The sequence below is a fragment of the Angustibacter aerolatus genome, assembly GCF_054776675.1.
On the sequence record NZ_BAAHBM010000016.1, the window covers coordinates 45,495 to 54,229 of the forward strand.

Sequence of the window (8,735 nt, forward strand, 5' to 3'; positions counted from 1 at the left end):
CTCAGCGGCGGTACTGCAGCTCGACGCGGCGGTTCTTCGCGCGCGCCCCGGGGTCGTCCTTGCCGCCGCTGGTGTTCGGGGTGACGGGATCGGCCTCGCCGTAGCCGCGCACGGTCAGCCGCAGGTCGGGCCGGGCGGCGCGGACGACGGCGGCGACGGCCTTCGCGCGCTGCTGCGACAACCGCAGGTTGCTCGACGTCGAGCCGATCGAGTCGGTGTACCCGGCCACGGTCAGCCGGGCCCTGCGCGGCACCGGGGCGAGCAGGGTGCCCAGGCGCTGCTTCGCCGCCGGGGCGATGGTCGCCTTGCCGAACGCGAAGAGGATGTCGGAGTTCAACCGCACCACGGTGTCGGGGCCCTCGCGCACCGTCTGCTGCAGCGAGCTCACGGCCTCGCCGAGGCGGATCGGGTACACCTGGTCGACCGCGATCGAGCGGACCGACTCGGCGACGGCGAGGTCGCTGACGACGGGGAGGTCGGGCCCGGCGTCGGCGGCGCGGGCCGGCGCGGCGGTGCACAGGCCCGCGGTCAGCGCGGCGACGGCGGCGAGCGCCGCGGCGGCGGGGGAGCGGCTCATCGGATCGGCACGTCGGTGAAGCGCGGCAGGCTGTCGGCGACCTGCACGTCGATCGCGTCGATCGGGTCCTGCGGCGCCGCGAAGACGGCGTACGCGAACATCGGCTGGCCGCTGCTGGCCGACACCCCGGTGGGGTCCGACTGCAGGGCGGAGTAGCCGGAGACGACGCGGTACTGCTTCAGGTTCACGGGGTCGACGAGCGTCGGGGTGATGACGTGCTGGTTGAACACGTCGAACAGGCTGGCGGTCTGCCGCTGGCCGCCGGGCTCGATGGTCGGCGTCAGCACCATGGTCAGCACCATGAGCTTGCCGCGCTTCTGCAGCGGCAGCAGGCCGATCTTCACGCTGCCCTGCGAGTACGGGCTGACGTACGGCTTCGTGGTGCTGGCGACGACCTGGCTGGCGTCCTGCACGCTCACGCCGGCCTGCGACGCGCCGTTGCTCGACGTGTCGACCGGCGTGCTCGGAGTGGCCGAGCCGCTGGGCGACGGGCTGGCGCCGGCCGACGCGGCGCTCGACGCGCTGGGCGACGCGGACGACGACGTGGCGGTCGTCGGGGCGTCGTCGTCGCCGCCGGAGCAGGCGGCCAGGGCGCCGAGCGCCAGGAGCAGCGCGGACGCCGTGGCGGCGCGGCGCGGGTGGGTGGTGGTCACGAGGGTCCCCCTGCTGGTGTGCGACGGCCGGACGACGAAGCCCCCGGCCGCGTGGCCGGGGGCTCCGTGTCGAGCGCTGGTGTCAGAGCTTGACGGTGAACTGCGAGTCGACGCTGGCGAACGCCTCGCTGGCCTTGCCCAGGTAGGTGCCCATCGTGTCGAGCTCGGCGATGCAGTTCTTCGCCGCGGTGTTCCACCGGTCGTGGGCGTCGCCGAAGCTGGCCGACGCGCTGTCGGTGACGAAGCCGCTCGTGATGAGCTCCTGGATCTGCGCCTGGCAGCGCGCGAGCACCTGCTCGATCTCGTTCTTGGTCTCGGCGAGCTTCGTCGCCTGCGTCCTGAGGGACTCGTGCTCGACGTGCACGCCGCCCGAACCGTTGGCTCCAGCCATGGTGTTCCTCCCCTAGTGGTACCCGATGTGGTCCTGCCCCCCACCACTACCCCGGCCCCCTCTGACGAGGACGGCGCGTGGCTCGGTGACGGCACGAGCGTGCCACCGAGCCGGGGGAGCGTCAACCGCTGCCGGACGGCGCGTCGCCCGGCGTCCGGGGGGTGCACGCGTCCGGCCCTGCCTCGTCGTCGGCGCGACGGTCTACACTCCCGCCGTAGGTGACCGGCCGTGGGGGGACCCGGCGGCGCGCCTCCCCAGCCGGGGTGCGCTCCCACCGTCCCCTCGCGCCGTGCGCACAGCGCCAGCGACCCGGACGACCAGCGAGGACCGATGAGCACCAGCCTGAGCAAGCAGCCCGACACCGCGCCGGTCGACCGCCAGCGCGAGCGGGAGGCCCGGGCGACCCGTCCCGCGCGGCAGTCCGGCGACCGCCTGCCGGCCCCGCCCCGCCAGCGGCGTCCGGTCATGGCGGCGCTCGCGGTCCTGCTGATCCTCGGCGGCGCCGCCGTCGCCGGCCTGCTGGCGCTGCGCGTCGACTCGCGGGTGCCGGTGCTCGTCGCCCGGGCTGACATCCCGGTGGGCAAGCAGCTCACCGAGGATGACCTCGCGGTGGCGCGCATCGCCAGCGAGGGCATCCAGACGCTGCCGGCGCGCGACGCCAGCCAGCTCGTGGGCAAGTACGCCAGCGAGGGCGTGCGGCAGGGGCAGCTGCTCGACCCGAGCATGATCTCGACGCAGGGCTTCCTGCAGACCGGCACGGTCGCGCTCGGCGTCCCGCTGAAGACCGGGCGGGTGCCGGTGAGCGGCCTGCAGCCCGGCGACGTCGTGCAGGTGCTGTCGGTGCCCGCGCAGGGTCCGAGCAAGGTGCTCGTCGCCCGCGCGACCGTCAGCAGCACCACCCAGCAGCAGGCCGGCGGGGGCGGGCTCACCGGTGCGCCGGCGTCGTCGTCGAACGACCAGGCCGCGACCCTCGTGGTCGCGTCGAGCGCCGCGACCCTCGTGGCCCAGGCTGCAGCGCAGGACGCGATCGCCCTGGTGCTCGTGGAGCGCGGCGCCACCACCGGGACCGGCAGCTGATGGCGCTGATCGCGCTCTGCTCGGCGAAGGGGTCGCCCGGCGTCACCACCCTCTCGGTGGGCCTGGCCGCGCTGTGGCCCTCGACCGCGGTGCTGGTCGACGTCGACCCCGCGGGCAGCGACCTGCTGTGGCGCTACCGCGACGAGCAGGGCGACCCGATCGACCCCGACCGGAGCGTGCTGTCGCTCGGTGCCGCCGTGCGCCGGGCCGGCTCGAGCGCCCGGCTCGACGCGCACTCGCACGTGCTGCTCGGCGGGCTGCCCGTCGTCGCCGGGTTCGCCGGGCCCGAGCAGGTGACCGGCCTCGGGCCGGTGTGGCCCGCGCTCGCCGACGCCTTCGCGCGCTGGCCGGACGACGTGGTGGCCGACTGCGGTCGCGTCGTGCCCGGCTCGCCGACCATGCCGGTGCTGGCGAAGGCCGACGCGGTGCTCCTCGTGACCCGCCCCGGCCCGGCCGAGTTCGCGCAGCTGCGCGAGCGGCTGCGGGGGCTGTCGTCGGTGCTGCGGCTGGGCGAGGCCGGCGCCGTCCCGACCGGTGTCGTGGTCGTCGCGCCGCCGAACGCCTCGCGCAGCGCCGCCGACCTGCAGCGCCTGCTCGAGGCCGAGCGGCTCGGCGTCTCGGTGCTCGGCGCCGTGGCGCACGACGAGAAGGGCGCCGAGGCCCTGGGCGGCAACTGGAGCCACCGCGCGGGTCGCAGCCTGCTCGTGCGCTCGGTGCGCGGCCTGGTGCCCGCCGTCGAGGCCCTCGTGCACGACCGCCGCGCCGCCTAGTCCCGCACCGCCTTCCACGACGCAGCACCCGACACCGACCAGCCAGAGGGAGCCACCAGGTGGACCAGTCGCTCGTGCGCCGCGTGCGCGAGGAGGTCGCCGACGTCCTCGCCCAGCAGCGCCGTGAGGACGCCGCGGCCGCGCTGCCGCCGATGACCGCCGAGGACGAGCGGCAGTTCGCCCGCGCCGTCATCGGCCGGGTGCTCGAGACGGTCGCCCGCGAGGAGCTCACCGCCGGCCGCAGCCCGCTGCTGCCGGAGGACGAGGAGGACATCGCCGAGGGCGTGCACGCCGCGCTCTTCGGCGTCGGCCGCCTGCAGCCGCTGCTCGACGACCCCGAGGTCGAGAACATCGACATCAACGGGTGCGACCGGGTGTTCGTCTCCTACGCCGACGGCCGCGAGCAGATGGTGGCGCCGATCGCCGACACCGACGACGAGCTGGTCGAGCTGGTGCAGGTGCTCGGCTCGTACAGCGGCCTGACCTCGCGCCCGTTCGACTCGGCCAACCCGCAGCTCGACATCCGCCTGCCCGACGGCAGCCGCATGTCGGCGGTGATGGGCGTGGTGTCGCGGCCGTCGATCTCGATCCGCCGCGCGCGGCTCGGCAAGGTGTTCCTCGACGAGCTGGTGGGCTACGGCTCGGTGACGCCGGAGATCGCGGCGTTCCTGTCGGCGGCGGTCGCTGCCCGCAAGAACATCATGATCGCCGGCGCCACGAACGCCGGGAAGACGACGCTGCTGCGCGCGCTGGCCAACGAGATCCCGTCGCACGAGCGCATCATCACCGTCGAGCGGGCGCTCGAGCTGGGCCTGGGCGAGTTCGAGGACCTGCACCCGAACGTCGTGGCGTTCGAGGAGCGGCTGCCGAACTCCGAGGGCCTCGGCTACATCTCGATGGCCGACCTGGTGCGCCGCTCGCTGCGCATGAACCCGAGCCGGGTCATCGTCGGCGAGGTGCTCGGCGACGAGATCGTCACCATGCTGAACGCGATGAGCCAGGGCAACGACGGCTCGCTGTCGACGATCCACGCGAACAGCTCGATGGAGGTGTTCAACCGCATCTCGACGTACGCCATCCAGTCGGTCGAGCGGCTGCCGGTCGAGGCCACGATGATGCTGATCGCCGGCGCCATCGACTTCGTCGTCTTCTGCGAGAAGCAGAACGACTTCGCGCAGGGCGGCCGGCTGCGGCGGTTCGTGTCGAGCATCCGCGAGATCAACGGCGTCGACGGCCGGGTGCTGTCGAGCGAGGTGTTCGCCGCCGGGCCGGACGGCGTCGCGGTCCCGGCCGCGCCGATCTCGTGCGCCGAGGACCTCGAGCGCGTCGGGTACTCCGTCGGCCTGGCCACCGGGGGGCTGGTCTCGTGAACCTGCTGGTGCTGCCGTCCGTCGACGTCGTCCTCATCACCCTCTGCGGGGCCGTGGTGGGTGCGGCCTTGCTGCTCCTGGTGCGTGCGCTCACGCCGACCGCTCCGGAACCCAAGGCGCAGCAGGTCGACCTCCGTGAGGTCGCCACCCGCATCGGTCGGCTGACGTTGACGGCCATCGGCGTGGGGCTGGTCGTGCTCCTGGTCACCCGGTGGATCGCGGTGGCGATCGGGTCGGGTCTGCTGGTGCTGTTCTGGCCGGCGCTGTTCGGCGGCGCGCGGGCCGAGAAGCGGGCGATGGAGCGGCTCGAGGGCCTGGCGACGTGGACGGAGTCGTTGCGCGACACCATCGCCGGCGCCGTCGGGCTCGAGCAGGCGATCCCCGCCACCGCCTACGCCGCGGCGCCCTCGGTCTCGGCGCCGCTCATCGCACTCGCCGACCGGCTGCGGGTGCGGACGCCCCTGCCGACCGCGCTGGGCCGGTTCGCCGACGACATGGACGACCCGAGCGCCGACCTCATCGTCGCCGCGCTGGTGCTGAACTCGCGGCTGCGCGGGCCTGGTCTGCGTCAGGTGCTCGGCTCGCTGGCCGACTCGGTGCGGGCCGACCTCGACATGCGCCGACGCATCGCCTCCGGCCGGGCCAGCACCCGGCGCAGCGTGCAGATCGTGAGCGCCGTCTCGGTGCTCTTCGTCATCGGGCTCAGGGTGTTCAACCCCGGGTACGTGCGCCCGTACGGCACCTTCGTCGGTCAGCTGGTGCTGGCGCTCATCGTGCTGCTGTTCGCCGCCGGCTTCTTCTGGCTGCGACGGCTGTCCAACCTGCAGGCGCCGCAACGGTTCCTCTCCGTCGGTCAGGGGCGTGACGCGTGATCGGGGCGATGCTCGCCGGAGCCCTCTGCGGCCTGGGCATCCTGCTGCTCGTGCTGCAGCTCGTCGATCGCCCGGTCGCCGCCGCCGCCCAGGTCGCCCGGCTCGACGCCGACCGACGCCGGCAGCGGCGAGACCAGACGCTGGTGGCCGACCGACGTCACGAGACCGAGAACCTGCAGCTGCGCCAGCTCGGGCAGCCGCTGGCCAAATGGCTCACCGAGCACGACGTGCGGCTGGCGCGGGTGCGGGCCGACCTGGCGATGGTCGGCCGCTCGTTCGAGGCGCACGTCGCGCAGAGCGTGCTGGCTGGCGCCGCCGGCTTCGTGCTGCCGCTGCTGGTGGTCGGTCTGCTCTCGTTCGTCGTCGACTACAGCGCCACGGTGCCGCTGGTCGTGGCGCTGGTGGGCGCGGTCGTGGGGCTGCTGTTGCCCACCCTGCAGCTGCAGAGCCGCGCGACCGCCCGCCGCCGCGACTTCGCCCACGCGCTCGGGTCGTTCCTCGACCTGGTGGCGATGAACCTCTCGGGCGGCCGCGGTGTGCCCGAGGCCCTGCAGTCGGCGTCCTCGATCAGCTCGATGTGGGCGATGCTGCGCATCCGCGACACGCTCGAGCGGGCCAGGCTGCTGGGCATGACGCCCTGGGCCGCGCTCGGCGAGCTCGGCGACGAGCTCGACGTCGACGAGCTGCGCGACCTCGCCGCGGCACTGGGCCTGGTGGCCGAGGACGGCGCGAAGGTGCGCGACTCGCTGGCTGCGCGCGCCACCAGCATGCGCACGAAGGAGCTTGCCGCGCTCGAGAGCCAGGCCGAGTCGAACTCGCAGTCGATGCTGGTGGCCCAGCTGCTGCTCTGTGTCGGCTTCCTGGTGTTTCTGACGTACCCTGCTGTCGCGAACGTCATGGCCTCGTGAGGTCGGGCACGCAGGGGTGTTTCGTTGATGCTGCCTTGGGAGGGGACGCACGATGCTCGACAACTTCAACCCGCTGACACCGCTCGGCTTCATGGTCATGATGCTGCGCGACCGCACGGCCCGGCTGCGGACGGCCGACGACACCGGCGCCTCCGCGATCGAGTGGGTGCTGATCACCGTCATCGTGGTCGGGATCGTCGCCGCGATCGGCCTGACGATCAAGAACAAGATCACCACGAAGGCGAACACGCTCGACCTCACCACCCCCTGACGGGAGTTCTCGTGAGCCCGCAGCACGGCTGGCCGGGACGGGGTCGGGCGCGGGACGACGAGGGGGTCTCGTCCGTCGAGCTGGTGCTGTACACGCCGCTGCTGATGCTGATCACCTTCCTCGTCGTCCAGTTCGGCCTCGCGTACCTGGGCAACCAGGTGGCGGCCGCGGCGGCGCGCGAGGGATCGCGGATCGCCCGTGTCGGCGGCGGCACGCCGGCGTCGCTCGCGGCGGGTGAGGCGCGGGCGCGCACGATCGTGGCCACCATCGGCCACGGCCTGTGCACGCTCGACGGCCCGCCGACGGCGCGTCTGGTGAACGGTGGCGAGGACGTGCAGTTCGTCGTCCGTGCGAACGCCGAGCAGGTGATCCCGCGGTTCACCTTCGGGATCGACCACACGGTGACCGGTCCGGTCGAGCGGTTTCGGGCGGACACCCCGTGACCCGTCGGCGCACGTCGTCCGACGGCGGCTCGATGTCCGTCGAGCTGGTGCTCATGACGCCCGTGCTGGTGCTGTTCCTGCTCGTGGTCGTCGCCTGCGGTCGGTACGTGAACGTGCGCGGCGAGCTGCAGGCCACCTCGCGCGACGCGGTGCGTGCGGCGTCCATCGCGCGCAGCCAGGGCGAGGCGGTCGCGGCGGCCCAGGCGGCGGTGCGCGACGCCGCGCCGACCCGCACCCGCTGCTCGCAGCCGACGGTGAACGGCAGCTGGGCCCCGGTTGCGCCCGACGAGCTGCGCACCGTGAGCGTCACGCTGACCTGCAAGGTGAGCTACGGCGACCTCGGCATCCCTGGCCTGGGTGGCAGCCACGACCTGCGCGCGACGAGCACGGCGCCGCTCGACGTCTACCGCAGGACGACCGGATGACCGGGCTGCGGCGGCGGCTCGCGGCGGCCCGAGCCACCGAGCCGGACGACCGCGGGGCGGTCACGGTGTTCGTGCTCGGCCTCACCGTGACGCTGCTCGCCCTGGGCGGGCTGGTGATCGACGGCGGCAACCGGGTGAACGACGAGATGACGCTGGCCGACGACACCGAGCAGGCGGCGCGCGCGGGAGCGACCGCCATCGACGAGGAGGCGCTGCGGGTGGGGGGCACGGTGGTGCTGAACCGCGGCACCGCGACCGCGCGCGCCACGACGTACCTGACCGGGCTCGGCTACCCGCAGCCCGTCGTCACCGTGTCGGCCGACGGTCTCACGGTGAACGTCGCATCCAGGAGCACGGTCGAGACGAAGATGCTGTCGCTGATCGGCATCCGCGACTTCGACATCACGGCGACGGCGTCGGCGAGCGCCGTCACCGGCATCGGCTGAGCAGGACCGAGGGGGAGACATGAGCCAGACGCAGTTCCAGGTCGGGGGACCGGACCGCGCCGACGGGGTCGACGGGGCCGACGACGGCACGCCGCGCGAGATCGGGCCGGAGCGGTTCCAGCGCGAGATCGCGGCCGCCCGGCCGCAGCCCGAGCGCAGCCGCGGCCGGGCGGTGCTGGCCGGCCTCGCGCTGCTGCTGGTCGTCGTCGGGGTGCCGGCGCTGCTGTGGTGGCTGAACGACGGGCCGCCGCACCTGCCGACGTCGCTGCCCGACCGCGAGGTGCTCAGCCGGGTGCTGTCGTTCGAGCGGCTGCTGCAGATCCTGGTGGTCGTGGTCTGGCTGGCCTGGTTGCAGTTCACGGTCTGCGTGCTCGTCGAGCTGGTGAGCGCGGTGCGCGGGGTCGGCCTGCCGACGCACGTGCCGCTCGCCGGGCCGAGCCAGCGACTGGCCCGCGCGCTGGTCGGTGCCCTGCTCATCACCGGCGCGGTGGCCGGCCCGGCCGCCGCGGTGGGTCCGGCCGACGGCGGCGCC

Annotated in this window: 12 protein-coding genes and 1 pseudogene; 10 read left to right on the forward strand and 3 right to left on the reverse strand. The window is 73.8% G+C overall.

Annotation, left to right across the window (positions count from 1 at the left end; all coding sequences use genetic code 11):
• Nucleotide 1: 1 nt before the first annotated feature.
• The 3 genes from ACYVI6_RS06280 to ACYVI6_RS06290 all read right to left on the reverse strand — a co-directional run bounded on the left by ACYVI6_RS06280 (nucleotide 2) and on the right by ACYVI6_RS06290 (nucleotide 1,621).
• A complete protein-coding gene (locus ACYVI6_RS06280) occupies nucleotides 2–577 on the reverse strand; it encodes an OmpA family protein (RefSeq protein ID WP_460445544.1) in 576 nt (191 codons plus the stop codon).
• Nucleotides 574–1,230 (reverse strand): hypothetical protein, encoded by a 657-nt coding sequence (locus ACYVI6_RS06285; protein WP_460445545.1) that lies wholly within the window; start codon nucleotides 1,228–1,230, stop codon nucleotides 574–576. Before ACYVI6_RS06285 ends, ACYVI6_RS06280 begins: the two co-directional genes overlap by 4 nt.
• A gap of 82 nt (nucleotides 1,231–1,312) precedes the next feature.
• A complete protein-coding gene (locus tag ACYVI6_RS06290) occupies nucleotides 1,313–1,621 on the reverse strand; it encodes a WXG100 family type VII secretion target (protein ID WP_460445546.1) in 309 nt (102 codons plus the stop codon).
• Between the two features lie 330 nt (nucleotides 1,622–1,951).
• Between ACYVI6_RS06290 and ACYVI6_RS06295 the strand changes: the two genes are divergently transcribed.
• From ACYVI6_RS06295 to ACYVI6_RS06340, 10 genes and pseudogenes are all read left to right on the forward strand, one after another.
• Nucleotides 1,952–2,698, forward strand: a complete 747-nt coding sequence (locus tag ACYVI6_RS06295; protein WP_460445547.1) for an SAF domain-containing protein — start codon at nucleotides 1,952–1,954, stop codon at nucleotides 2,696–2,698.
• Nucleotides 2,698–3,468, forward strand: a complete 771-nt coding sequence (locus ACYVI6_RS06300; RefSeq protein ID WP_460445548.1) for a hypothetical protein — start codon at nucleotides 2,698–2,700, stop codon at nucleotides 3,466–3,468. Before ACYVI6_RS06295 ends, ACYVI6_RS06300 begins: the two co-directional genes overlap by 1 nt.
• Nucleotides 3,469–3,527: 59 nt before the next feature.
• The gene (locus ACYVI6_RS06305) at nucleotides 3,528–4,838 is read left to right on the forward strand and encodes a CpaF family protein (RefSeq protein WP_460445549.1); all 1,311 of its coding nucleotides are present in this window, start codon (nucleotides 3,528–3,530) and stop codon (nucleotides 4,836–4,838) included.
• Nucleotides 4,835–5,710, forward strand: a complete 876-nt coding sequence (locus ACYVI6_RS06310) for a type II secretion system F family protein (RefSeq protein WP_460445550.1) — start codon at nucleotides 4,835–4,837, stop codon at nucleotides 5,708–5,710. The genes ACYVI6_RS06305 and ACYVI6_RS06310 overlap by 4 nt, the downstream gene beginning before the upstream one ends.
• Entirely contained in the window at nucleotides 5,707–6,618 is a 912-nt protein-coding gene (locus ACYVI6_RS06315; RefSeq protein ID WP_460445551.1) for a type II secretion system F family protein, read from the forward strand. Before ACYVI6_RS06310 ends, ACYVI6_RS06315 begins: the two co-directional genes overlap by 4 nt.
• A 52-nt stretch (nucleotides 6,619–6,670) precedes the next feature.
• The gene (locus tag ACYVI6_RS06320) at nucleotides 6,671–6,889 is read left to right on the forward strand and encodes a hypothetical protein (protein WP_284289944.1); all 219 of its coding nucleotides are present in this window, start codon (nucleotides 6,671–6,673) and stop codon (nucleotides 6,887–6,889) included.
• An 11-nt stretch (nucleotides 6,890–6,900) separates the two neighbouring features.
• Nucleotides 6,901–7,332: a TadE family protein gene (locus ACYVI6_RS06325; RefSeq protein ID WP_460445552.1), complete on the forward strand. Its 432-nt coding sequence runs from the start codon at nucleotides 6,901–6,903 to the stop codon at nucleotides 7,330–7,332.
• Complete coding sequence (locus ACYVI6_RS06330; RefSeq protein WP_460445553.1) at nucleotides 7,329–7,757, forward strand: TadE/TadG family type IV pilus assembly protein; 429 nt, start codon at nucleotides 7,329–7,331, stop codon at nucleotides 7,755–7,757. Before ACYVI6_RS06325 ends, ACYVI6_RS06330 begins: the two co-directional genes overlap by 4 nt.
• Nucleotides 7,754–8,203: a pilus assembly protein TadG-related protein gene (locus ACYVI6_RS06335; RefSeq protein WP_460445554.1), complete on the forward strand. Its 450-nt coding sequence runs from the start codon at nucleotides 7,754–7,756 to the stop codon at nucleotides 8,201–8,203. The genes ACYVI6_RS06330 and ACYVI6_RS06335 overlap by 4 nt, the downstream gene beginning before the upstream one ends.
• A gap of 19 nt (nucleotides 8,204–8,222) precedes the next feature.
• Nucleotides 8,223–8,735, forward strand: a pseudogene (locus ACYVI6_RS06340) (hypothetical protein); the annotation flags it as partial.

Bases quoted from the DNA above. Each gene is read 5' to 3' on its own strand.
- ACYVI6_RS06280 (WP_460445544.1), bottom strand. From the start codon at position 577: ATGAGCCGCTCCCCCGCCGCCGCGGCGCTCGCCGCCGTCGCCGCGCTG.
- ACYVI6_RS06290 (WP_460445546.1), bottom strand. From the start codon at position 1,621: ATGGCTGGAGCCAACGGTTCGGGCGGCGTGCACGTCGAGCACGAGTCC.
- ACYVI6_RS06295 (WP_460445547.1), top strand. From the start codon at position 1,952: ATGAGCACCAGCCTGAGCAAGCAGCCCGACACCGCGCCGGTCGACCGC.
- ACYVI6_RS06300 (WP_460445548.1), top strand. From the start codon at position 2,698: ATGGCGCTGATCGCGCTCTGCTCGGCGAAGGGGTCGCCCGGCGTCACC.
- ACYVI6_RS06320 (WP_284289944.1), top strand. From the start codon at position 6,671: ATGCTCGACAACTTCAACCCGCTGACACCGCTCGGCTTCATGGTCATG.
- ACYVI6_RS06335 (WP_460445554.1), top strand. From the start codon at position 7,754: ATGACCGGGCTGCGGCGGCGGCTCGCGGCGGCCCGAGCCACCGAGCCG.